This window comes from Variovorax boronicumulans (genome assembly GCF_040544675.1).
Taxonomy (GTDB): Bacteria; Pseudomonadota; Gammaproteobacteria; order Burkholderiales; family Burkholderiaceae_C; genus Variovorax; species Variovorax boronicumulans_D.
On sequence record NZ_JBEPKK010000007.1, the window covers coordinates 219,596 to 242,288 of the forward strand.

A 22,693-nucleotide genomic window follows, 5' to 3' on the forward strand; every position below is an offset into this window, starting at 1 on the left:
TTCCAAACCGGAATGCCAAAAAGGATCACCATGCGCGACCTCGACCTGACCACCCTGCGCCTCTTCGTCTCCGTCTGCGAAACCCGCAGCATCGCGCGGGCCGGCGAAGAGGCCAGCATCGTGGGCTCGGCCATCAGCAAGCGCCTGGCCCAGCTCGAAGACACCGTCGGCACGCCGCTGCTCCTGCGCAAGCGCCGAGGCGTGGTGCCTACACCCGCCGGCGAGACGCTGCTGGAGCATGCGCGCGCCATGCTCGGCAGCGCCCGGCGCATCGAGCGCGACATGGCTTCCTACGCGGGCGGTGCGCGCGGGCATGTGCGCATCCTGGCCTCGGCCTCCGTCATGGCCGAATCGCTGGCCGAGGATGTGGCCGGCTTTTTGAAGAACCCCGCGCACCGCAACATCCGGGTCGACATGGAAGAGCGCGTGAGCCCCGAGATCGTGCGCGGCATTCGCGAGGGCGTCGCCTCCATCGGTCTGTGCTGGGATGCCGCCGACCTCGAAGGGCTGGAGCGGCGCGACTACCGCTCGGACCATCTCGCGATCGTCGCGCACCCCACGCACCCCGTGGCCCGCCACGATGCGGTGCGCTTCGAACAGGTGCTCGACCACGAATTCGTCGGCATGCCCGCGCTGAGCGCGGTGCAGCTGATGCTGGCGCGCGAGGCGGCCGTGGCCGGCAAGCCGCTGGTGTACCGGGTGCTGGTGAGCAACTTCGACGCGGCGCTGCGCGTGGTGCGTGCCGGGCTCGCGATCAGCGTGGTGCCGGCGGAAGTTGCCCGGCCCTTTGCCGATGCCTTCGGGCTGCGCTTGATGCCGCTGACCGACCCCTGGGCGCGCCGCCGCTTCGCCATCTGCTTCAGGGCGGAGGCCGCGCTGTCGCCCTCTGCGCAGTTGCTGGTCACGCACCTCGAACAGTGCGCCACGGAGCGCTTGGCGGAAGATTGATTCGTCCGATTACAGAAACGATCCATTGCGCTCTAAGCGGTTTTTGTTTCGTTAAGCGAAACCTACCATTCGATCTGTCCGCGCTTCATGCGCATCCACCACAGACCGAAAGAATCCGCCATGTTCCGCAGAGCCCTTGTTTCCGCCGCCGCCCTCTCGGCCACCCTCGCCCTCGCCCCGCTGGCCGCCCACGCCGCCGAGCCGCTCAAGCTCGACGTGTACAACCCCGGCGCCAAGTCGATGTTCCCGGTGTCGTCCGAACTCATCACCGGCCAGACCGATGCCGTGCTGATCGACGCGCAGTTCCAGCGCAACGACGCCGAGGCGCTGGTGCAGAAGATCAAGGCCAGCGGCAAGAAGCTGACCACCGTCTACATCAGCCACAGCGACCCCGACTACTACTTCGGCCTCGACGTGATCCAGTCGGCATTCCCCGACGCGAAGATCGTCGCCACGCCGCAGACCGTGGCCGCCATCCAGGCGTCGAAGGACGGCAAGCTCGCCCACTGGGGCCCGATCCTGAAGGACAACGCCCCCAAGGCAGTGGTCGTGCCGCAGCCGCTCTCGGGCGACAGCCTGGAACTCGAAGGCCGCAAGATCCAGATCGTCGGGCTCGACAGCCCCACGCCCGAGCGCACCTTCGCGTGGATTCCCTCCATCAAGACGGTGGTCGGCGGCATCCCGGTGTCGGCCAACATCCATGTGTGGATCGCCGACACGCAGACGCCCGCTTCCCGCAGCGACTGGCTCAAGACGCTGGGCCGCATCGAAGCGCTGCACCCCAAGACCGTGGTGCCCGGCCACTACCTGCCGAACGCCGATGGCAGCGCGCCCTACACCGTCGCCTCGGTGAAATTCACCCGCGGCTACCTGCAGGCCTTCGAGACCGAAGCGAAGAAGGCCAAGGACTCCGCCGCGCTCATCGCCGCGATGAAGAAGCGCTACCCGAAGCTGGAAGACACCTCCTCGCTCGAGCTGAGCGCCAAGGTCATCAAGGGAGAAATGAAATGGCCGCAGTGAACGACACGCCCAACGCGATAGCCACGCTGCACTACATCTTCGATCCGATGTGCGGCTGGTGCTACGCAGTCGCGCCGCTGGTCGAAGCGGCGCGCGCTTTGCCGGGCCTCCAAGTCGAAATCCACGGCGGCGGCATGATGACCGGCGCCAACCGGCGCCCGATCACCGCGCAATGGCGGGAGTACGTCAAGCCGCACGACCTGCGCATTGCCGAACTCACCGGCCAGCCTTTTGGCGAGCGCTACCTCGAAGGACTGCTGCGCGACACCGGCGCGGTGATGGACTCCGAGCCGCCGACCACGGCGATCCTCGCGGCCGAAGCGTTGCGTGCGGGCGGCGGGCTGGACATGGTCCATCGCCTGCAACGCGCGCATTACGTCGAAGGCCGGCGCATTGCCGATGTAGCCGTGCTCACGGCTGTAGCCGCCGAGCTCGGCTTCGACGCCGAAGCTTTCGCATCGGCCTTCGCGCGCTTGTCCGGCGAGTCGACTTCTCAGCACATCGCCGCGAGCCGCCAGCTGCTGCAACGCGCAGGCGGCCAGGGGTTTCCGACTTTCGTTATGACGCAGCCCGACGGGCGCGCGAGCCGCATCGACATCGGCCCGTGGCTGGGCCGTGCGGACGCGTGGAAGGCGCAACTCGCCACCTTCGTCGCGCCGCCGCTGCCGGCAACGGCACAGCAGGCTGCGTGCGGCCCCGACAGCTGCGCGATCTAGGCGATTTTTTCCAGGAAGACCAGCCGGATCGGCGCGTCCAGCAGTTCGTCGAACCGCTTCTCGAAGGCCTGGAAATACGGCGTGGCGAAGTGCGCGTCCAGCGCGGCCTGGTCCTTGAACGACTCGCGCATGTAGAAGCTGCCGGGCTCGTCGCGCAGTTCGAACAGGGTGTAGTCCAGGCAACCGGGCTCCTGCCGCGTGGGTGCGACCAGGGCGGTGAGCGCGTCGCGAAGCGCCTCGCGCTGGCCGGCCTTGGCCTTCAGGACGGCGATGCTGATGAGGGGCGTGGTGCTCATGGGAATGTTCTCTGCGGCAGGTGGTGGGTAGACCTGCAGTTTGCGAGAACGCTGGCGCTTGAAAAAGCCTCCTTGTCCGGAAACTCTTTCAACCGCCCCTTGAAGATCGCCCCCTCAGGAGAGTGCCCGCGGGGTCACGGGCGCTACCTGCTGCACTGAAAGCTCGCCGCCTGCGAAGCATCGCCGCTCACGTAGCGCGGCCACAGCGGCCACTCGCACAGTGGGCGGGCGCGGATGGTCTTGAACGGCGGCTGCACTTCCTGCTCGAGCAGTTGCAGACCGGCCGGCGCACGGCCGCGCTCGACCCAGTCGGCCAGCGCGCCGAGCATGTCGACATTGGCCGGCGCACCGCTGCCCACGTGGTCCACACCCGGCGCGGTGTACAGGCGCATGAAGCGGTCCACGTTGTGGCGCCCCATGCGCGCCACCACCGACTCGTAATAGCGGATGCCGGCGAACGGGCTCTGCGCGTAGTCGGCCATGTGCTCCAGCATCAGCAGCTTGCCGCCGCGTGCGTTGAAGGCGCTGAGATCGGGGTTGGTCGAATCCATCAGTTGCGACACGGTGGCGATGCGGGCGGCGAAGTCTTCGGCGCGGTAGTTGCGCACGTCGAGCGAGGGATTGCGCGCGTAGAAGTACTGCAGCGCGCCGCTGCCGTAGAACCACGCGATGCCGTTGCTCGGCTGCGGCGGCACGGTCGGCGCGGCAGTGCCCGTCCACCAGGCGTTCCAGCCGCCCATCGACGCGAAAGCCGGCGTGCCTTCACCCCCGATGCCCCAGCCCGGATATTCGGTGACACCGTGGGCCAGCGGCACGGGCGCGCGCCACGGCGAGCGCAGCGTGCGCACCGCTTGCACCTGTGCATCGTTGAGGCAGTTGTCGCCGCTCGTGCCCGCCGCGCAGCGCAGGCTGGCTGCGTCGAAGCGCTGCAGGCACGCCACCGGGTTCGACACGATGCGGTCCGCCACGCCATCCGCCGCATCGCACGCCGCAAGCACTGCGTTGTGCACCAGTTGCACCTGCGCGGGCCGCAACCACCCTTCGCCGAAGGTGGCGATGCCGTTGCGCGTGCCCGCGTGCTGCAGCCCCGTCCAGTTGATCACCGGCACGCGGCTGAAGATGCCGTCGAAGTCCTGCGGATAACGCTGCGCCATCGTGAGCGCCTCGCGCCCGCCTTCGGAACTGCCCATGAAATAGAGCTTCTGCGGCGCCTGCCCGTAGGCGCGCTGCATCAGCGCCACCGCCACGTCGCGCACCTTCTTGTACGAGGCGTGCGCGAAGTTCACGAGCGCCTCGTCGTTGAGCGCAAAGGCCTGCGGCGGCTGGCCCTGCACGTTCTGGTGGCCGGAGTCGGTGCCGTAAGTCACATAGCCCTGCGCGAGCGGTGTCGGCTGGTCGAAGCGGCCGGCCGGCACCAGCGAGAGGCCGGTGATCAGCACGCCGTTGAAGCCACCGCCACCGTACTGCACGCTGCGCCCGTTCCAAGCGAGCGGCAGGTTGACCTGGAACAGGATGGGCGGCGCGCTCGCATCGAGCGGCGCGATGCGGCCGAGCACCTTGCAGTGCGCGGGCGTCACCGGCGTGATGCGCGCCGCAGGGCTGGGCCCGCGCTCGGCAACCGCCAGCGGTGAGGCCGCAACGAGGGTCGCCGAGTCGATGGTTGCGGCGCCGCTCGGCAGGCCGATTGCCGCGGGTGCGATAGGCGCAACGAGCGCTGCGCACGATGTCGCCGGGTCTCCGCCGAGCGTGAGCGCCCTCGGCCCGCTGGGGGTGCCGCACGCGGCGAGCAACGCGGCGGCCGCCAGCATGGCGCCCCCGCAAAACACTGTCTTCGGGATCGCCATCTGTCTGTCTCCTTCGTTGTTCGTTAGAAGCCGCTACCGCGCCACGCCCAGCAACCGTTCGAGCACCTGCGGCTGGCTGCGCAGTGCCGCCGCGCTGTCGGTGTGAACGATGGTGCCGTGGTCGAGCACCACCGCGTGGTCGGAAATCGCGAGGATCGCCTGCGGGTGCTGCTCCACGATGATCGCGGCCAGCCCTTCGTCCTGCGTGATGCGGCGGATGGCGCGCAGCAGCTCTTCCACGATGATCGGCGCGAGGCCTTCGAGCGGCTCGTCCAGCAGCAGCAGCCTGGGGTTCAGCACCAGCGCGCGGCCCACGGCCAGCATCTGCTGCTCGCCGCCCGACAACTGCGTGCCTAGATTCGTCTTGCGTTCCGCAAGGCGCGGGAACATCTCGTAGACGCGCTGCGGATTCCACTTTCCAGGCCGCTCCACCGCAGTGAGGTTCTCGTGCACCGTGAGCGACTTGAAGATGTTGCGCTCCTGCGGCACCCAGCCGATGCCTGCCGCCGCCCGCTGGTGCGGCGCGAGCTTGTGCAGCGCCTGACCGCCGAGCGCGATGGTGCCGCCGTGCTGCCGCGTGGCGCCGGCCAGCGTGTTGATCAGCGTGGTCTTGCCAGTGCCGTTGCGGCCGAGCAGCGCGAGCGTCTGCCCTTCGCCGAGCGCGAACGCCACGTCGTGCAGCACCACGGCCTCGCCGTAGCCCGCGCTCAGGTTCTCGATGCGCAACAACTCAGACATGGGCGTTCTCCGTGCCATGGCCCAGATAGACCTCTTTCACCTTCGGATCGTTGGCGATGGTCTCGGGGTCGCCTTCGGTCAGCAGCGTGCCGTTGACCAGCACGGTCATCCGCGTGGCAAAGCTGAACACCAGGTCCATGTCGTGCTCGATGAGCAGCACCGACACATCGGCCGGCAGCGCGGCCACGGTCTGCAGCAGCTCTTCGCGCTCGCCGGCGGGCACGCCCGCCACGGGCTCGTCGAGCAGCAGCACGCGCGGCTCGCAGGCGAGCGCGATGGCGATCTCCAGCAGGCGGCGCTTGCCGTAGGCCATGAATTTGGTCTGCTGATTGGCGACGTCCGCCAGATGGAACTGCTCCAGCAGTTGCCCTGCGCGCTCGGCGATGCCCTTGGTGCCGCCCAGCGGCCGCCACCACTGCGCCGCGATGCCCTGGTGCTGCGACACCACGAGCGCCAGCGTCTCCAGCGGCGTCATCGAATCGAACAACTGATTGATCTGGAAAGTGCGCACCAGCCCGCGCGCCACCCGCTTGTGCGGCGCGAGCGTGGTGATGTCTTCGCCCAGCAGCGTGATGCGGCCTTCGGTGGGCGTAAGCACGCCGGTCAGCAGGTTGATCAGCGTGGTCTTGCCGGCGCCGTTCGGGCCGATGAGCGCATGGCGCGCGCCGCGCTTGAGTTCCATCGTGACGTTGTTGGTGGCCGTGATGCCGCCGAAGCGCATCACCAGGCCTTGCGTCGAAAGCACAGTGTCGGTGGTGGTCATGCCGCACCGCCCTTCTTCTTGCCCATGCCGAACCAGGTCCACGGCTTGAACAGCCGCTCGCGCCCCACGAGCACCAGCAGCACAAGGATCAAGCCGATCCAGAACATCCAGTACTGGGGCGTCACGGCCGAGAGCCAGGTCTGCAGCAGCTTGAAGACGATGGCGCCCGCCACGCCGCCATAGAGCCAGCCCACGCCGCCGATCACCAGCATCAGCAGCACGTCGGCCGAGCGGTCGAAGGCCAGCACGTCGAGCGAGGCAAAACCGGTGGTCTGCGCGAGCAGCGCGCCTGCGGCGCCGGCAATGCCGGCCGCCACGGTGTAGATGACCGCGAGCCGCGACACCACCGGGATGCCGATGGCCATCGCGCGCAGCCGGTTGTCGCGGATCGCCTTGAGCGTCGCGCCGAACGGCGAATGCACCAGCCGGCGCATCACCAGGAACAGCACCAGCATCACCGCCAGCGAATACCAGGCGGCGGTGCGGCCGTACAGGTCGAACTCGAAGAGGCCGAGCACCGGCCCCATCACCACGCCCTGCAGGCCGTCGGCACCGCCGGTGAGCCAGTCGAGCTTGTTGGCCAGCTCCAGCAGCAGCAGCGCGGTGCCGAGCGTGACCATCAGCCGTGTGAGGTCGCTGCCGCGCAGGATCGTCACGCTGGCCACGAGGCCGAGCAACGCCGAGAGCACGGTCGCGACCACCAGCCCCACGGTCGGGTCCGGCATCACCAGCTTGGCGAACAGCGCCGCCGCATACGCGCCGAAACCGAAGAAGGCCGCATGGCCGAGCGACACGATGCCGGTGTAGCCCAGGATCAGGTCGAGCGACATCGCGAACAGCGCGACGATGGCGATCTCGTTGACCAGCAGCGAGTGCGAGGGCACCACCAGCGGCAGCGCGAAGGCCACCGCCCAGACCGCGAACTCCCAGGGCCGCCAGCGCGCGGTGCGCAGCAGGGCCGATTCATAAGTCATTGGAGAAGAGGAAGAAGGCGCGCTCATTCAACGGCCCCCCTTGCGCGTGAACAGGCCCTGGGGCCGCCACATGAGGATCAGGATCATCAGCAGGTAGACGGTGAACGCACCCATCTTCGGAATGAAGTACTTGCCCGCCACGTCGGCAATGCCCAGCAGCAGCGCCGCCGCGAGCGGCCCGGTGATCGACGAGGTACCGCCGACCGACACCACGATCAGGAAATAGATCATGTACTTGAGCGGAAAGGTCGGATCGAGCCCGAGGATCTCCGCGCCCAGCGCACCGCCCAGCCCCGCGAGCCCCGAGCCCACGGCAAAGGTCATCAGGAACACGATGTTGACGTTGATGCCCAGGCCCGCAGCCACGCGCGGGTCGTCGACCGCGGCGCGCAGCCGGCTGCCGAAGCGGGTCTTCGAGAGGATCAGCTGCAGCACCACGGTGAGTACCGCGCACACGGCAATGATGAAGATGCGGTAGTGGCCCATGCCCAGCAGGAACGCGCCGTCGCCGAACTCGCTGCGGCCGCGCAGCCACTCGGGCAGTTGCAGGTTCTGCTGCGACGAGCCGACGAAGTAGTCGACCGCTGCCACCGCCATGAAGGCAAGGCCGATGGAAAAGAGCACCTGGTCCAGGTGCGGCTTGCCGTACATCGGCCGGTAGAGCGTGCGCTCGAGCAAGGCTCCGGCGAGCGCAACGACGATGAACGCAAGCGGCAGGCAGGCCAGGAACGGCAGGCCCAGCTTCTGCATCGCGAACACGGTGAGATAGCCGCCCGCCATGGCGAAGGCGCCGTGCGCGAGGTTGATGAAGTTCATCAGCCCGAGCGTCACGGCCAGGCCGACCGCGAGAACGAAGAGCAGCATGCCGTAGGCGATGCCGTCGAAAAGAATGGTGAGCATGAGATTTCTGACAGCCGTTCGGATGGGCCTGATGCCGTTCGGATTCGCTGACTAGCGTTCGGATTCGCTGACTACCGTTCGAGTTTGGCCGCCGCCGTCGGGATTCGCCAACCACCGTTCGGGCTGAGCCTGTCGAAGCCGGGGCGCAATGCGCGCAAGCCTTCGACAAGCTCAGGCCGAACGGACGGGGTTGTCCAAGCGGCCGGGGCCTTACTTCGCCTTGCCCGGATCCTTCACGCCCTTGATCACATCGAACTCGACGTTGTAGAGCTGCCCGTCCTTCTTCTCGACCTTGCGCAGGTACACGTCCTGCACGATGTCGCGCGTCTGCGCATCGATCAGCACCTGGCCGCGCGGGCTCTCGAAGACCTGGCCCTTCATGGCTGCCAGCAGCGCTTCGCCGCCGCCCTGGCCCTTGGTGGACTTGAGCGCTTCGTAGATCACGCGCATCCCGTCATAGCCGCCCACGGCCATGAAGTTGGGGCGCATCTTGGGGTTGGCCTTCTGGAAAGCCTCGACAAACTTCTTGTTCAGCGCCGAGGGGTGTGCCGCCGAATAGTGGTGCGAGGTGACCACGCCCAGGGCGCCGTCGCCCATGTCGTTGAGTTGATCGTCGTCGGTCACGTCGCCGGTGGCGATCAGCTTGATGCCGGCCTTGTCCATGCCGCGTTCCAGAAACTGCTTCATCACCGCCGCGCCCGCGCCCGAGGGCACGAAGACGAACAGACCATCGGGCTTGGCATCGCGCACCTTCTGCAGGAACGGCGCGAAGTCGGGGTTGCGCAAAGGCACGCGCAGCTTTTCGATTACCTTGCCGCCGTTGAGCTGGAAGCGCTCGCTGAAGAACTTCTCGGCGTCGTTGCCGGGGCCGTAGTCGGCCACCAGCGTCACCACCGTCTTCACGCCGTTCTTGGGCGCCCAGTCGCCCATGACCACCGACACCTGCGGCAACGTGAAGCTGGTGCGCACGATGTAGGGCGAAGCCTCGGTAATGCTGGAGGTGGCCGCGGCCATCACGACCTGTGGCGTCTTCGATTGCGTGGCCAGCGGCGCGGCGGCCAGGGCGGCCGGCGTGACGCCGAAGCCCGCGATCACGTTCACCTTGTCGTTGACGATGAGCTCTTGCGCGAGGCGCTTGGTGACGTCGGGCGTGGCCACGTCGTCCTTGACGATCAGCTCGATCTTCTTGCCGGCCACGGTGTCGCCGTTCTGGGCCATGTAGAGGCGTGCGGCGGCCTCGATCTGCCGGCCGGTGGAGGCCTGCTGACCCGTCATCGGCAGGATCAGGCCGATCTTGAAGGTGTTGCTGTTCTGGGCGCTGGCCAGCGGCAGTGCGAGCGCGGTGGAGAGCGCAATCGCCGAGAGGCCTGCGGTCTGGATGAGATGGCGTCTTTGCATGAGGTTTTCCTTGAGGGACGGAATGCGAAACCGGGGCCAATTGTGAACACTTTGCAACATTCGGCGGAGCAGGCAATCACCTAGCGGCCTCCCCTGCAGGCCTTTGTTGCGCGATCAATAAATGAACTGCGCGATCATCGCGCAGCACTCTTCGCCGCCACCGTTCGGGCTGAGCTTGTCGAAGCCTTGCGCGAGGCTTCGACAGGCTCAGCCCGAACGGCCAGGGGCATCAACTGTCGGCGCGGTAGGCGGAGTCCAGCGTGAGCGTACCCACGGCGCGTGACACGCAGGCGCAGATGCGGGTGGTGGCGGCTTTCTCGTCGGCGCTGAGAAACACGTCGCGATGATCGATCTCGCCATCGACCGCGAGCACATCCATCGCGCAGAGGCCGCATTCGCCGCGCTTGCAGTCCCAGAGCGTTTGCACGCCGGCGGCATCGAGGGCTTCGAGCAGCGTGCAATCGGCCGGCACGGTGATCGCCAGGTCGTGCCGGGGGATGCGCACCGTGAAGGCCTGCGTGGCGAGGCGGCCGCTGCTGCCGAAGGTCTCGAAGCGCAGGTCGGCCGGGGCACGGCCGGCCGCTTCCCAGGCACGCTTGACGGCTTCGAGCATCGGCACCGGGCCGCAGGTGTAGAGCTGGCCGCCCGGCGGCAGCTCGGCGATGGCGGCGGCGAAGTCGATGGGGGCCGAGCCCTCGTGCGCGACAAGGCCCTCGCCCAGCGCTTGCTGCAGGTGCGGGAGGTAGCCGAACTCGCCGGCATGGCGCGCGCCGTAGAGCATCTTCACGGGCACGCCGCTTCGCTTGGCATGCGCACCGAGGCGTTGAGCCATCAGCACCAATGGCGTGATGCCGATGCCGCCCGCCACCAGCAGGTAGCCGGGCGCGGAGAGGTCGAGCGCAAAGTGATTCTGCGGCGCGCTCACCTGCAGCCTGTCGCCGGGCGCCAGTTGCCACATCGCGAGCGAGCCGCCGCGGCCGTCGTCCAGCCGCTTGACCGCGATGCGCCAGCACTGGCCGTCGCCCTCGCCGACCAGCGAATAGGAGCGCGTCTGCAGCCTGCCCTGCGCCGTCATCACCTGCACCTGCAGGTGGGCGCCGGGTTCATACGATGCGGCAAAGCCCGACTCGGGCCGGAGTTCGAATTCGCGCACCGTGGGGGTGACGTCGCGCAGCGCAGCGACCTGCGCCTGCATCCATTGAAGATCGCTTTTCATCGGGAAGCACCAACTGGAAATGGGGATGGCCGCTCAGCCGCGGCGGCGGATCAATTGCACGCCGGGCAGCGGGCGCTGCTCGGCGGTGGGCGTGCCATGCAGCGCCTCGCGCAGGTTGCGGCGCGCGATGCGGCTGTGCTCGCGCATCAGCGCCTCGGCGCGCGAGCCCTCGCCGGACTCGATGGCGTCGAGCACCTGCAGGTGCTGGTCCTGCGCAATCACGAGCATGTCGCGCGCGGCCGGCGAATTGGCCTGCACGATGACGAAGCCCGAGGGCGAGGCGAACGGCAGGTTGACCACGCGTTCCAGCTGCTGCGCGATGACCGGGCTGCCGGCCATCTCGCACAGCAGCGCATGGAATTTCTCGTTGTGGGTGACGTAGCGGGAGAACGCCGCGTCGTCGAGCGCGGGTTCGCGCAGCAGTTCGTCGATGCGCTGCAGGCAGGCGCGTGCCTCGCGCAGCACCACGGGCGCAGCGCCGCGCTCGGCCGCGAGACGTGCGACCAGGCCTTCGAGCGTGCCGCGCAATTCGATGGCATCGGCCACGTCGCGTTCGGAAAAGGTGCGCACCGCGTAGCCGCCGTTGGGCAGCGCTTCGAGCAGGCCTTCCTGCTCCAGCCGCATCAGCGCGCTGCGCACTGGCGTGCGCGAGACGCCGAGTTGCTCGGAGATGGCGACCTCGGCAATGCGAGCGCCGCCTGGCAACTCGCCCGCGAGGATCATTTCGCGCAGCCGCAGTTGCGCCTTCACGGCTTGCGAGCTGCCCGTGTCGCCGGGCTCGGCGGGCGTGACGGCAGCGACCTTCATGCAGCCTGCTCCTGGGCCGGGCGGATCGGAATCGCTGCACGCGCGGGCTTTTCCTTCTCGACCATGCGATCGATCAGCCGGCGCGCCCACATCGAGCCGGCATCGATGTTGAGGTTGTAGAACTGGTGGTCGGGGTGGTCGTCCATCGCCTTCTGCTGGGCTTCGAGCACCAGTTCGTCCTCGCGGAAGATGCCGGCCACGCCCTCGCGCAGCTCGTGCGTGAGGCGCTGCTCGCCGATGCAGTAGTTGCGCGCAAAGGCCCAGAAGTAGAGGCAGGTCTTGTCGGTCTCGGGCGTGATGGTGTTGAGCACATAGCCGTTGACGCCCTTGCTGCGATCGCCGGGGTTGTCGCCCTTCGGCACCGCGCCGCTGCCCGCTTCGGCCACACCAACGTCGATGTTCACCGTGCACGGCCCTTCAAAACGAATGATCTGCCAGCGATCGACCTTGCCCGTGTAGCCGCGTGCATGGCGGATCTGGCCGCCCCAGAACGGCGGCGGGTCGATGTTCTCCATCCAGCGCGTGACGGTGGCCGAGCGGTCGCCGTGCGTGGCGACAAAAGGCGCTTCGGCCACCTCGCGGTTGCCGATGGAGGAGCCGTGCACGAAGGTCTCGTGCGTGAGGTCCATGAGGTTGTCGACCACGAGGCGGTAGTCGCAGTGGACGCGGATCATCTTGCCGTCGCCGGCCCAGGCGGGGTCGTCGTTCCAGTGCATGTCGGGCACGAGCGCGGGGTCGGCCTTGGCCGGGTCGCCGGGCCAGATCCAGATGAAGCGGTGCTTCTCGACCACCGGAAAGTTGCGCACGCACGCGGAGGGGTTGAGCGTTTCCTGGCTCGGCATGTGAGTGCAGCGGCCCTGGCTGTTGTAGACCAGGCCGTGGTAGCCGCAGACCAGCTCGTCGCCTTCGAGGCGGCCCAGCGACAGCGGCATCAGCCGGTGCCAGCAGGCGTCTTCGAGTGCGGCGACCTGCCCGTCGGTGCGGCGGAACATCACCAGCTTCTGGTTGCAGATGGTGCGCGGCAGCAGCGCGTGACGCACTTCGACGTCATAGGCGGCGGCATACCAGGCGTTCAGTGGAAAGGCGGTCGTGGGCGTTTTCATGAATACCCAATGTATACATGAATCTAGAAATATCCAGCCTATACCGCCTCATTTGAGGGTAAACACTGAGCCACTCGTATACATCCAAGCAAATATCGAAGGCGCTAGGATGCTCCGTTCGTTATCAGCCACGATGGAGTTCATCCCATGTCCCAGCACGCCGCCCTGCCCGCCCGCTACGACCACGTGGGCAGTTTCCTGCGCCCCAAGTACCTGCTCGAAGCGCGAGAGCAGAAGGCCAAGGGCGAGATCACGCCCGAGCAATTGCGCACGGTCGAAGACAAGGCCATCACCGAGATCGTCCGCTTCCAGGAAGACATCGGCCTGAAAAGCATCACCGACGGCGAATTCCGCCGCACGTACTTCCACATCGACTTTCTGGACCAGCTCGGCGGCGTGAAGACCGACATTCCGGTCACCATCCGCAAGCCCGATGGCACCGAAGAACTGGCACCGCCCGCGATGCGCGTGATCGACAAGGTGCGCCACATCAAGGACATCCAGCTTGCCGACTTCCAGTACCTGAAGAGCCAGGTTTCCGCGGGCCGCACGCCCAAGGTGACGATCCCTTCGCCCACGATGCTGCACTTTCGCGGCGGCCGCGCCGGCATCAGCAAGGACGCGTATCCCGAGCTCGACCCGGTGTTCTACGACGACGTGGCCAAGGCCTACGGCGACGAGCTGCGCTCATTGGCTGCCGCCGGCTGCACCTACGTGCAGATGGACGACACCAACCTGGCCTACCTCTGCGACGAGCACATGCGCGAAGCCGCCCGCAAGCGCGGCGACGACCCGAACGAGCTGCCCCACCGCTATGCGGCCTTCATCAACAAGGTGGTCGCGCAGAAGCCGCCGGGCATGCTGCTGGCCATGCACCTGTGCCGCGGCAATTTCAAGAGCACGCACGCGGCGGCCGGCAACTACGAGCCGGTGGCCGAAGCGCTCCTGAAGGAGATGGACCTGGACGCCTACTTCATGGAATACGACGACGCCCGCTCGGGCGACTTCAAGCCGCTGCGCTACCTGCCCAAGGGCAAGACGGTGGTCCTGGGCCTGGTGACCACCAAGTTCGGCGAGATGGAAGACAAGGACGAGCTCAAGCGCCGCATCGAGGACGCCGCCAAGTACGCGCCGCTCGAGCAGCTCGCGCTCTCGCCGCAGTGCGGCTTCTCCAGCACGGTGCACGGCAACAACATCGCGGTGGAAGCGCAGCGCAACAAGCTGCGCCTGGTGGTCGAGACGGCGCAGGAGGTGTGGGGCTCGACCTGAGGCGACGTTTCTGGTGAAGTCGGGGGCATGACGACGACAAAAATCCTCTCAGGCCCCCTCAGCATGTTCGGCGCGAAGGTGCAGATCGCCGCGCTCGAAAAAGGCATCGACTTCGAGCTCACGATGGTGCCGTTCACCAAGGACGACGCCTACGAGCCCAGGCACCCGGACGTGCTGCGCATCAACCCGGTCAAGCAGCAGGTGCCGGTGCTGATGGACGGCGATGTCGAACTCTTCGACTCGACGCAGATCTTCGAGTACCTCGAAGACCGCCATCCCACCCCGCCCCTGTGGCCCGAGGGCATTGCCGACCGGGCACGGGCGCGGCAGCTGGAGCAGAAAGCCGACGAGATCTTCTTTCCGAACGTCGTCAAGCTCTTCGGCCTGCAGCACGACATGCAGAGCGCCCCGGCGGTTGCGGCCTGTGCCGCCTGCGCGCGCTTCTACTACGAGATGGAAGGCCTGCTGGCCACGCGCGACTACCTCGCCGGCCCCTACTCCTTTGCGGACATCGCCTTCTACATGGCCCACGTCTTCGCCGATCGCAAGGGCGCCGGCATGACCGATGCCACGCCGCGCCTGGTGGCCTGGCGCGGCCGTGTCGGCGAGCGGCCCGCGGTGCGCGCGGTGGTCGCTCCGATGATGGATTTCCTGGCCTCGCAAGGGCGCGGCGTGCCGGCTTTCCTGCAGCGCTGAGGGCGCAGCGGGCGCGCTGATGCATCATGGCGCCCATGCCGAATACCGCGTTCGACTGGCTGCCTTCTTTCTCGCAGCATTTTCTCGTCGTCACTTTTGCGCTGCTTGTCTACGTACTGACCACGCGCGCGCGCCGCGAGCAGCGCGCCCCCACCACCGCCATCGCCTGGGTGATGGGACTGGTGCTCCTGCCCTACCTGATCCTGCCGATGTACCTGGTGTTCGGCCAGCGCAAGCTGCGCCCGGCCGGCTCGCCCCGGCCGCCGCGCTCGGTGCCGCCGGGGCACTGGGCCGCCGACCTGATCGAGAGCTTCGGCCTCGCGGCGCCGGGGCGCTGCGCGATCCGCCTGCATGCCGACGGCGAGGCCGCGCGCGAGGCGCTGTGGGAGGTGATCGACGGCGCGCGCGAACGCATCGACGTGTGCACTTTCATCATCGGCGACGACGCGCTCGGCCATTCGGTGCTCGCGCGGCTGGCGCAACGCGCGCGCGAAGGCATCAAGGTGCGCGTGCTGCTCGACGGCTTCGGTGCGCTGTCGCTGCCGCGCCATCACTTCGACCTGCTGCGCGCGGCGGGCGGCGAGGTCGCGGTGTTTCGCCCGTTCTTCAGCCTGCGCCGCATCGGGCCGCGCAACCTGCGCAACCACCGCAAGTTCACCATTGCCGACGACGGCTGGCTCTGGTCGGGCGGGCGCAACCTGGCGGGCGAATACTTCACCGGCAACCAGGCGCATCCCGAAGCGTGGCGCGATCTTTCGTTCGACCTGCGCGGCAGCGTGGCCGCAGCGGCCGCACGGCAGTTCGACCACGACTGGAGTTCGGTGCGCTCGCGCAAGGCGCGCGCCATCACTTGTGACGACGTTCCGCAAGGCCCCGGCACCGCAATGGCGCAGTTTCTGCCGAGCGGCCCCGACCAGACCGAGGACACCGCGCACGCCCTCCTTATCGACGCCTGCTTTCGCGCCGAGCACCGCGTGCTCGCAATCACGCCCTACTTCGTGCCCGGCGACGGCCTGCGGGATGCGCTGCGGCTCGCGGCGCGGCGCGGTGTGCAGGTGACCATCGCGATGCCCGCGCAGTCGAACCACCGCCTGGCCGACTTCGTGCGCGCCCGCGCCATGCGCGACCTGGCGCGCGCGGGCGTGAGCTTTCGCATGCTGCCCTTCATGGCGCACGCCAAGGCGGTGGTGGTCGACCACGAACTGGCGATGTGCGGCTCGATCAACCTTGACCTGCGCAGCCTGCTGCTGAACCACGAGGCGGCCGTGGTGTTCTACGGCGCGGAAGAAATCGACTGGCTGGCCGAATGGATAGACACCACGGCTTCCGCCGGCGAGCCGTATCGCGCGCGGCGGCCAGGACTCATGCGCGACGTGGCGGAGGGATTGCTGCTCACCGTCGCCTTCCAGCTTTAGGGCCTGTTCACACCTAACGCCGGTTCGTGAAGCTCGCGTTGCCCAGCCCCGTGCCGATGGTGAGCACGCCCCAGTGGTTCACATCGCGCATGAACGGCAGCTCGCTCAAGCCTTGCACCACCGCATCGTTGTGCATCAGCACCATGGTCGGGCCCGAGCCGATCATCGGCATGCGGCGCCACACCTCGCTGGGCAGATGGAAGGCGTGGCCTTCCCAGTCGCCCGGCAGGTTCTGCGCGCCGCGCGCGATGGAGCCGTCCTTGCGGATCAGCCCCGGGCAGCCGATGCCGATGAAGGGCGCGAGCCGGATCTTCTTGCGCTCGCAGCAAACCACCATGTCCTGCAGCATGAGCACGATGTGCTCCACGATGCTGCCGCGGTTGGGGCCGTCGTCCGCATGGCGCCACTTCAGCCGGCGCACCACCTTCGCTTGCGAGAAGTCGGGCGCCTTGCGATGGCGGGTCTTGACGATGCCGCAGCGGATGTTGGTGCCGCCTATGTCCACCGCAAGGATGGCGTCGTGCCCCTTGAGCATGGCCGGAGGCGTGAGGTGTACCCAGCCGATCAAGCCGCCGTCGTCCACGTTGTGCGAGAGCCTGGCCAGCTGCACCTTCTCGCCCATCTCCTGAAGGATGGCGGATGCCTGCAGCACGGCACGCTCGCCGACGTCGCTCTCGGGAAAGCCGCCGCCGATCACGATGCGCTGCACCTGTTGCCATGAAGGCTGGCGCGTGAAGCGCTGGATGACGTAGGCCAACTCTTCCGCAAACTCTTCGATGGCGCCGTGCATCAGGTCGGCCGCCTCCGATGCCTTGCTGGCCTGCAGCGCCTTGTCGAGGTCCTTCTTGCTGAGGTTGCGCGAATGCGCCAGGCCCAAGGGGTCGCGGCCGGTCTTGCGGCGGCGCTTGCGCCAGCGCTCCAGCAACTCCCTGAAGGCGGTCTGGCTGGCCTGGTCGCCGACGAAGCCGTCCTTGTCGCGCAGCTGCAGGCTGTAGCCGTCGACCTGCAGGCCGGGCAGTTCGCGCAGGCCGTGGACCTCGGCGGCGGACCGGTCTTCCTTGGCATCCTTGTTGGCCTCAACGGACTTGGGGGCAACGGACTTGGGCTTTGGGCTCTTGGACTTCATGGCTTCGAACTATGAGCCCCGCGCCGCCTGCGCTGCATCGGCTCCGCGCACCACGGCGTGTAGGAGACGGACGGGTACGCGGCGCGGGGCGATGTCTATAAACTGCCCCGGATGCATCTGCTCGGAAGCCTCTGGCGCGCCGCCTTGTTGTTGTCGATGGCCTGGCTGGCCGCCGCGCCCGCGCAGGCCGCGGACGAGACATTGCGCGTGGGCTCCAAGCGCTTCACCGAGTCGTACATCCTTGCCGAGTTGCTCGCGCAGACCGCCGCGCCGCACACCGCATCGCCGCCCGTCGTGCGGCAGGGCCTGGGCAACACGGCCATCGTCTACGAAGCGCTGCGCTCGGGCGCCATCGATCTCTATGCCGAGTACACCGGCACCATCGCGCTCGAAATCCTCAAGGGCTCGCCGGCGGAAACGCGTGAGCAAATGAATGCGGCACTCGCGCCGCTGGGGCTGGGCGTGGCCATACCGCTGGGCTTCAACGACGGCTATGCGCTCGCGGTGCGCGCGGCCGATGCCGACCGCCTCGGCCTTCGCACACTGAGCGACCTGGCCAGGCATCCCGAATTGAAGCTGGGCCTGTCGAACGAATTCCTCGGCCGCGCCGACGGCTGGAAGGGCCTGGCCGCCCGCTACGGCTTCACGCAGACGCCGACCGGCCTGGACCACGGCCTGGCCTACGACGCGCTGGGCGCCAGGCAGATCGATGCGATCGACATCTACACCACCGACGCGAAGATCGATCACCTCGGCCTGCGCGTGCTCGAAGACGACAAGAAGTACTTTCCGCGCTACGACGCCGTGGTGCTCTACAAGCTCGACCTGCCCACGCGCCTGCCCAAGGCCTGGGCCGCGCTGCAAACCCTGGAAGGCCGGATCGACGAGCACGCCATGATCGCGATGAACGCGCGCGCCGAGTTGCAGAGCGTGCCCTTCGATGCGATCGCGCGGGACTTTCTCGCCGGCGCCGGCAATGCCAAGGACGGCAAGGCGCAGCCGAACGAACCCCGGCGCGGCTTCATCGCCAAGCTCTTCGGCCCCGATTTGTGGCAGCTCGCGCGCCAGCATTTCCTGCTGGTGGCGCTCTCGGTGGGCATCGCCATCCTCATCGGCGTGCCCATTGCCATCGGGGTGTTCGCGCATGTGCGGCTGCGCGCCGTGGTGCTCGGCATTGCGAGCCTGATGCAGACCGTGCCATCGCTGGCGCTGCTGGCAGTGCTCATCTCCGCGCTCGGCGCCATCGGCGCGCTGCCCGCGCTGATCGCGCTCACGCTCTACTCGTTGCTGCCGATCATGCGCAACACGGTGACGGGCCTGGCCGAAGTGCCGCAAGGCCTGCGCATGGCCGGCACCGCGCTGGGCATGACGCCGCCGCAGAGCCTTCGGCTCGTGTTGCTGCCGCTGGCGCTGCCCACGCTGCTGGCGGGCGTGCGCACGGCCACTGCCATCGCCATCGGTACCGCGACCATCGCCGCCTTCATCGGCGCCGGCGGATTCGGCGAGCGCATCGTGACGGGGCTGGCACTGAACGACCGCGAGCTGCTTTTGGCCGGTGCGCTGCCGGCCGCGGCAATGGCGCTGATCAGCGAGGGGATCTTCGAGCTGATCGAGTGGGCGTTGCGCCGCCGCCGTCGTGCGCCGCCGTCTTCGCGTGCGCCATGAGGCAGTCGCGCAGCAGCGTGGCGCCCGCGCCCAGCGGCCTGTCGGCGCTGTGGCAGAAATAGGCTTCGTGCGCCGTCTCTCCGCCGGGGCCGATGCGGCCCACCGGCAAACGCACCAGCGTGCCGGCCGCGAGGTCGTCGGCGACCAGCCATGAAGGCATCTTTCCCCACCCGAGGCCGGCACGCAGCAGCGCGAGCTTGATGTGCATGTCGTTGACCCGCCAGGTGGTGAGCGAGAGCACGTCGAAATCCAGCCCTTCGCTGAGCGCGCTCGGGTCTTGCACAACGATCTGCACATGCTCGGCGGCGGCCGCATCGAGCGCCTTGGCAGCGCTGCGCCGGCGCGCAAGGGCTGCCAGCGCATGCGAAGGCGCGGCCACGGTCACCATGCGCAGCGACACCAGGTGCTCGCGGCTGATCTTTTCGTCGGCATAGCCGAAGGAGGCCACGGCCACGTCGCAGCGGCCGGCATACAGCGCGTCGATGGTGCCGCCCATCGAGCTGTATTCGACGCGGATCGCGATGCTCGGATACACCGCGTTCAGGCCGCGCACCGCCTCGGCCACCCAGGCAGGCGGCACGAGCGTGTCGACGGCGATCGACAGCTCCAGCTCGATGCCCTGCTCCAGCCCGTGCGCGCGCGTGCGCAATGCCTGAACCTTCGCCAGGATCACCCGCACGTCGCCCAGCAGCGTCTGGCCCGCGGGCGTGAGCACCGGCTTGTGGCCGGAACGGTCGAAAAGGCGCACCTGCAGTTGCGCCTCCAGGTTGGCGATGGCGTGGCTCACGGCCGACTGCACGCGGTGCAACCGGGCCGCGCCCGCGCGAAAGCTGCGCGCCTCGGCCACCACCGCGAACATCTGCATCTGGCTCAGGGTGAGAAGGTCGATCATGATCTGCTCCATCGATTGAGTTGGACGATATTATTTGCTTTCATCGATATGCGTATCGCTGCACAGTCAGCGCATGCAGCAGCCACTCCCCACGACCGGCGTTCCGCCAACACCCGCCCTTCCCCTGCCCTCCGCAACGCCCTGGTTCGGCGTCGGCATGGTGGTGCTGGCCGGCGTGGTCGCATCGCTTCAGGTGGGCAAGGTCGCGATCGCGGTGCCCCAACTGCGAGAGGAGTTCGGCCTCGGCCTGTCGATGGTCGGCTGGCTGATGGCGATGTTCTCGCTGCTCGGCGTGATGGGCGCCATTCCGGTGGGCGCATGGGTCGCCCGTGCCGGCGACAGGCGCCTGGTGCTTGTCGGCCTCGCGGCCATTGCCGCCGGCAGCAGCGTCGGCGCGCTGGCGCAAGGCATCGCGGTGCTGCTGCTCGGCCGCGCGATCGAGGGCCTGGGCTTCGTGCTGATCACCATCGCCGGCCCGGCCGTGCTGCAGCGCATTGCCGCGCCCGCCGGCAAGGACCTTGCTTTCGCGCTCTGGAGCTGCTTCATGCCGGCCGGCATGGCGATTGCGCTCTTCATCGGCGCAATGCTCGACGGCTGGCGCGGCTTCTGGTTCGGCAATGCGGCCCTGGCGGTGGTCGTGCTGGCGCTGGTGCTGCTGGCGGTCGCTCGCGAAGACCGGTCGGGCAGCGCATTGCCGGCACCCTCGCTGCGCGACATCGGCCGCGATGCCGCGGCCACCGCCAGGGCGGGCGCACCGTCGCTGATCGCTGTGTCCTTCGTGGTCTACAGCCTGCAGTTCTTTGCGCTTTTCAGCTTTTTGCCCGTGCTGTTGATCGAGCGCATGGGCGTGAGCGTGGGCACGGCGGGCATGCTCAGCGCCTTGGCTTGCGCCGCGAACATCGTGGGCAATCTCGCGGCCGGCATGCTGCTCACGCGCGGCGTTTCGCGCTGGTTGCTGGTGGCCGTGGCCAGCGCGGCAATGGGCCTCGCGGCGCCCGGCATCTTCCTGCACGTTTTGGGAGGCACCTCGACCTTTGTGCTGTGCCTGGTGTTCTCGGCCGTGGGCGGCCTGCTGCCCGCGACGCTGATCGGCACCTCCGCGGTGGTAGCGCCCGCGCCGCGCCTGGTTCCGATTGCGGTGGGCCTGTTGATGTTGGGCAGCAACTTCGGCCAGATGATCGGCCCGGTGACGGTGGGCGCCGCCGTCGATGCGCTGGGCTGGAACGCCGCCGCGGCCATCGTCGCGGGGGCGGGCGGCGTCGGCGTGCTGATCGCGCTCGGCCTGCGGCGCGCGATGCGGCGCAACGAAGCGGCGCGCGCGGTGCGCGCCGGGCACTGACGGGCGATCAGGCCAGCGTGTAGGCCGTCTTCACCGTCGTGAAGAACTCCTGCGCGTACTTGCCCTGCTCGCGCGGGCCGTAGCTCGAACCCTTGCGGCCGCCGAACGGCACGTGATAGTCGACACCCGCCGTCGGCAGGTTGACCATCACCATGCCGGCCTGGCTGTGGCGCTTGAAGTGCGTGGCGTACTTGAGCGACGTGGTGGCAATGCCGGCCGACAGGCCGAACTCGGTGTCGTTGGCCGTGGCCAGCGCTTCTTCGTAGTTCTTCACGCGGATCACGCTCGCCACCGGCCCGAAGATTTCTTCCTTGTTGATGCGCATCGTCGCGGCCGACTCGCTGAAGAGCGCGGGCGACATGTAGTAGCCGTCGGTCTCCAGCTTCAGCAGCTCGCCGCCGGCCGCCAGCGTGGCGCCTTCGCCCTTGCCGATGGCGATGTATTCCATGTCCTGGTTGAGCTGCGACTTGGACGAGACGGGGCCCACGTCAGTGCCCTGCGCGAGCGCATCGCCGACCTTGATCTTGGCCATGCGCGCCTTCATCGCCTCGATGAACTTCGGATAGATGCCTTCGGTCACGATGAGCCGGCTCGACGCGGTGCAGCGCTGGCCGGTCGAGTAGAACGCGCTCTGCACGCTGAGCTCCACGGCCTGCGCGAGGTCGGCGTCGTCCAGGATCACCTGCGGGTTCTTGCCGCCCATCTCCAGCTGCACCTTCTTGTGGTTGGTGACGCACTGGATCGCGATGTTGCGGCCCACGCCCACCGAGCCGGTGAAGCTGATCGCATGGATGCCGGGGTGGTTGACCAGCGCTTCGCCGATCACGCTGCCGCGGCCCATCACCAGGTTGAACACGCCGGCCGGAATGCCCGAGCGGCTGATGATCTCGCTCAGCGCCCAGGCGCTGCCCGGCACGAGGTCGGCGGGCTTCAGGACCACGCAGTTGCCGAAGGCGAGTGCCGGCGCGATCTTCCATGCGGGAATGGCGATGGGAAAGTTCCACGGCGTGATGAGGCCGACGACGCCGACCGGCTCGCGCGTGATCTCCACGCCGATGTTGGGCCGCACCGAAGGCAGCACCTCGCCCGACAGGCGCAGGCATTCACCCGCGAAGAACTTGAAGATCTGGCCCGCGCGCGCGGCCTCGCCCATGCCTTCGGCCTTGGTCTTGCCTTCTTCGCGCGCGAGCAACGTGCCCAGCTCTTCCTTGCGCGCGAGGATCTCGGTGCCGATCTTGTCGAGTGCATCGGAGCGCGCCTGGATGCTGCCGGTGGCCCATGCGGGGAAGGCGGCGGTGGCGGCGGCCACGGCGGCATCGACATGCGTCGCGTCGCCCTGGGTGTACTGGCCCAGCACGTCGGCCAGGTTGCTGGGGTTGACGTTGGGGCTGTAGCTTGCGCCGGCACGCCATTCGCCTGCGATCAGGTTGTCGAAATTTTGCATGTTGTGTTCCTATGTGCTGATGAATTGGGAGAAAGAGCCGAATCACTCCAGCTGCCGTTCGGGCCGAGCTTGTCGAAGCCTCGCTGCGTTGCGAGCACCCCTTCGACAAGCTCAGGGCGAACGG

The 22,693-nt window shown here is 67.9% G+C and carries 20 protein-coding genes and 1 pseudogene; 8 read left to right on the top strand and 13 right to left on the bottom strand.

Translation table 11 applies throughout. The features are described 5' to 3' along the window. Positions 1 to 30: 30 nt before the first annotated feature. From ABIC90_RS15050 to ABIC90_RS15060, 3 genes and pseudogenes are all read left to right on the top strand, one after another. A complete protein-coding gene (locus ABIC90_RS15050) occupies positions 31 to 948 on the top strand; it encodes a LysR family transcriptional regulator (RefSeq protein WP_354355180.1) in 918 nt (305 codons plus the stop codon). Positions 949 to 1,068: 120 nt separating this feature from the next. After that, a pseudogene (locus tag ABIC90_RS15055) lies at positions 1,069 to 1,962 on the top strand (MBL fold metallo-hydrolase); the annotation flags it as partial. Continuing rightward, a complete protein-coding gene (locus ABIC90_RS15060) occupies positions 1,956 to 2,684 on the top strand; it encodes a DsbA family protein (RefSeq protein WP_354355182.1) in 729 nt (242 codons plus the stop codon). The pseudogene ABIC90_RS15055 and the gene ABIC90_RS15060, both read left to right, overlap by 7 nt. Here ABIC90_RS15060 and ABIC90_RS15065 read toward each other — a convergent pair. The 10 genes from ABIC90_RS15065 to ABIC90_RS15110 form a co-directional block, all read right to left on the bottom strand. Beyond that, positions 2,681 to 2,980 (bottom strand): putative quinol monooxygenase, encoded by a 300-nt coding sequence (locus tag ABIC90_RS15065; protein ID WP_354355184.1) that lies wholly within the window; start codon positions 2,978 to 2,980, stop codon positions 2,681 to 2,683. The two genes, ABIC90_RS15060 and ABIC90_RS15065, sit on opposite strands and share 4 nt — an antisense overlap. A gap of 143 nt (positions 2,981 to 3,123) precedes the next feature. Then, positions 3,124 to 4,824 (bottom strand): tannase/feruloyl esterase family alpha/beta hydrolase, encoded by a 1,701-nt coding sequence (locus ABIC90_RS15070; RefSeq protein ID WP_354355186.1) that lies wholly within the window; start codon positions 4,822 to 4,824, stop codon positions 3,124 to 3,126. Between the two features lie 33 nt (positions 4,825 to 4,857). Next, the gene (locus ABIC90_RS15075; protein ID WP_354355188.1) at positions 4,858 to 5,562 is read right to left on the bottom strand and encodes an ABC transporter ATP-binding protein; all 705 of its coding nucleotides are present in this window, start codon (positions 5,560 to 5,562) and stop codon (positions 4,858 to 4,860) included. After that, positions 5,555 to 6,325, bottom strand: coding sequence for an ABC transporter ATP-binding protein (locus tag ABIC90_RS15080; RefSeq protein ID WP_354355190.1), 771 nt, complete (start codon positions 6,323 to 6,325; stop codon positions 5,555 to 5,557). The genes ABIC90_RS15075 and ABIC90_RS15080 overlap by 8 nt, the downstream gene beginning before the upstream one ends. Then, positions 6,322 to 7,326, bottom strand: coding sequence for a branched-chain amino acid ABC transporter permease (locus ABIC90_RS15085; protein WP_354355192.1), 1,005 nt, complete (start codon positions 7,324 to 7,326; stop codon positions 6,322 to 6,324). Before ABIC90_RS15085 ends, ABIC90_RS15080 begins: the two co-directional genes overlap by 4 nt. Beyond that, on the bottom strand, positions 7,327 to 8,199 hold the full coding sequence (locus ABIC90_RS15090; protein WP_280809763.1) for a branched-chain amino acid ABC transporter permease: 873 nt from the start codon (positions 8,197 to 8,199) through the stop codon (positions 7,327 to 7,329). Between the two features lie 210 nt (positions 8,200 to 8,409). Beyond that, positions 8,410 to 9,597, bottom strand: coding sequence for an ABC transporter substrate-binding protein (locus ABIC90_RS15095; RefSeq protein WP_354355195.1), 1,188 nt, complete (start codon positions 9,595 to 9,597; stop codon positions 8,410 to 8,412). 229 nt (positions 9,598 to 9,826) lie between these two features. Then, positions 9,827 to 10,813, bottom strand: a complete 987-nt coding sequence (locus ABIC90_RS15100; RefSeq protein WP_354355197.1) for a PDR/VanB family oxidoreductase — start codon at positions 10,811 to 10,813, stop codon at positions 9,827 to 9,829. Positions 10,814 to 10,846: 33 nt separating this feature from the next. Beyond that, complete coding sequence (locus tag ABIC90_RS15105) at positions 10,847 to 11,620, bottom strand: GntR family transcriptional regulator (RefSeq protein ID WP_354355199.1); 774 nt, start codon at positions 11,618 to 11,620, stop codon at positions 10,847 to 10,849. Beyond that, positions 11,617 to 12,723 carry an aromatic ring-hydroxylating dioxygenase subunit alpha gene (locus tag ABIC90_RS15110; RefSeq protein ID WP_354355201.1) on the bottom strand — a complete coding sequence of 369 codons (1,107 nt, stop codon included), beginning with the start codon at positions 12,721 to 12,723 and terminating at the stop codon, positions 11,617 to 11,619. Before ABIC90_RS15110 ends, ABIC90_RS15105 begins: the two co-directional genes overlap by 4 nt. Before the next feature lie 147 nt (positions 12,724 to 12,870). On the opposite strand from ABIC90_RS15110, the gene ABIC90_RS15115 reads away from it, so the two are divergent. From ABIC90_RS15115 to ABIC90_RS15125, 3 genes are read left to right on the top strand one after another with little or no spacing between them, the layout of a single operon-like run. Continuing rightward, the gene (locus ABIC90_RS15115) at positions 12,871 to 13,992 is read left to right on the top strand and encodes a 5-methyltetrahydropteroyltriglutamate--homocysteine S-methyltransferase (protein ID WP_354355203.1); all 1,122 of its coding nucleotides are present in this window, start codon (positions 12,871 to 12,873) and stop codon (positions 13,990 to 13,992) included. Between the two features lie 27 nt (positions 13,993 to 14,019). Then, entirely contained in the window at positions 14,020 to 14,688 is a 669-nt protein-coding gene (locus ABIC90_RS15120) for a glutathione S-transferase family protein (RefSeq protein WP_354355205.1), read from the top strand. 35 nt (positions 14,689 to 14,723) lie between these two features. Continuing rightward, on the top strand, positions 14,724 to 16,103 hold the full coding sequence (locus ABIC90_RS15125; protein ID WP_354355207.1) for a phospholipase D-like domain-containing protein: 1,380 nt from the start codon (positions 14,724 to 14,726) through the stop codon (positions 16,101 to 16,103). Between the two features lie 13 nt (positions 16,104 to 16,116). Here ABIC90_RS15125 and ABIC90_RS15130 read toward each other — a convergent pair whose 3' ends face one another. Next, positions 16,117 to 17,229 carry an ROK family protein gene (locus ABIC90_RS15130; protein ID WP_354355209.1) on the bottom strand — a complete coding sequence of 371 codons (1,113 nt, stop codon included), beginning with the start codon at positions 17,227 to 17,229 and terminating at the stop codon, positions 16,117 to 16,119. A gap of 111 nt (positions 17,230 to 17,340) precedes the next feature. Here ABIC90_RS15130 and ABIC90_RS15135 point away from each other — a divergent pair, with 111 nt between their 5' ends. Then, positions 17,341 to 18,894 carry an ABC transporter permease/substrate-binding protein gene (locus ABIC90_RS15135; protein WP_354355211.1) on the top strand — a complete coding sequence of 518 codons (1,554 nt, stop codon included), beginning with the start codon at positions 17,341 to 17,343 and terminating at the stop codon, positions 18,892 to 18,894. Here the strand turns inward: ABIC90_RS15135 and ABIC90_RS15140 are convergent. After that, positions 18,815 to 19,786: a LysR family transcriptional regulator gene (locus ABIC90_RS15140; RefSeq protein ID WP_354355213.1), complete on the bottom strand. Its 972-nt coding sequence runs from the start codon at positions 19,784 to 19,786 to the stop codon at positions 18,815 to 18,817. The genes ABIC90_RS15135 and ABIC90_RS15140 overlap by 80 nt on opposite strands. 73 nt (positions 19,787 to 19,859) lie before the next feature. On the opposite strand from ABIC90_RS15140, the gene ABIC90_RS15145 reads away from it, so the two are divergent. Further along, on the top strand, positions 19,860 to 21,125 hold the full coding sequence (locus ABIC90_RS15145; RefSeq protein WP_354355215.1) for an MFS transporter: 1,266 nt from the start codon (positions 19,860 to 19,862) through the stop codon (positions 21,123 to 21,125). Positions 21,126 to 21,132: 7 nt separating this feature from the next. On the opposite strand, the gene ABIC90_RS15150 is transcribed toward ABIC90_RS15145, so the two are convergent. Further along, the gene (locus ABIC90_RS15150) at positions 21,133 to 22,569 is read right to left on the bottom strand and encodes an aldehyde dehydrogenase family protein (protein WP_354355217.1); all 1,437 of its coding nucleotides are present in this window, start codon (positions 22,567 to 22,569) and stop codon (positions 21,133 to 21,135) included. Positions 22,570 to 22,693: the final 124 nt, after the last annotated feature.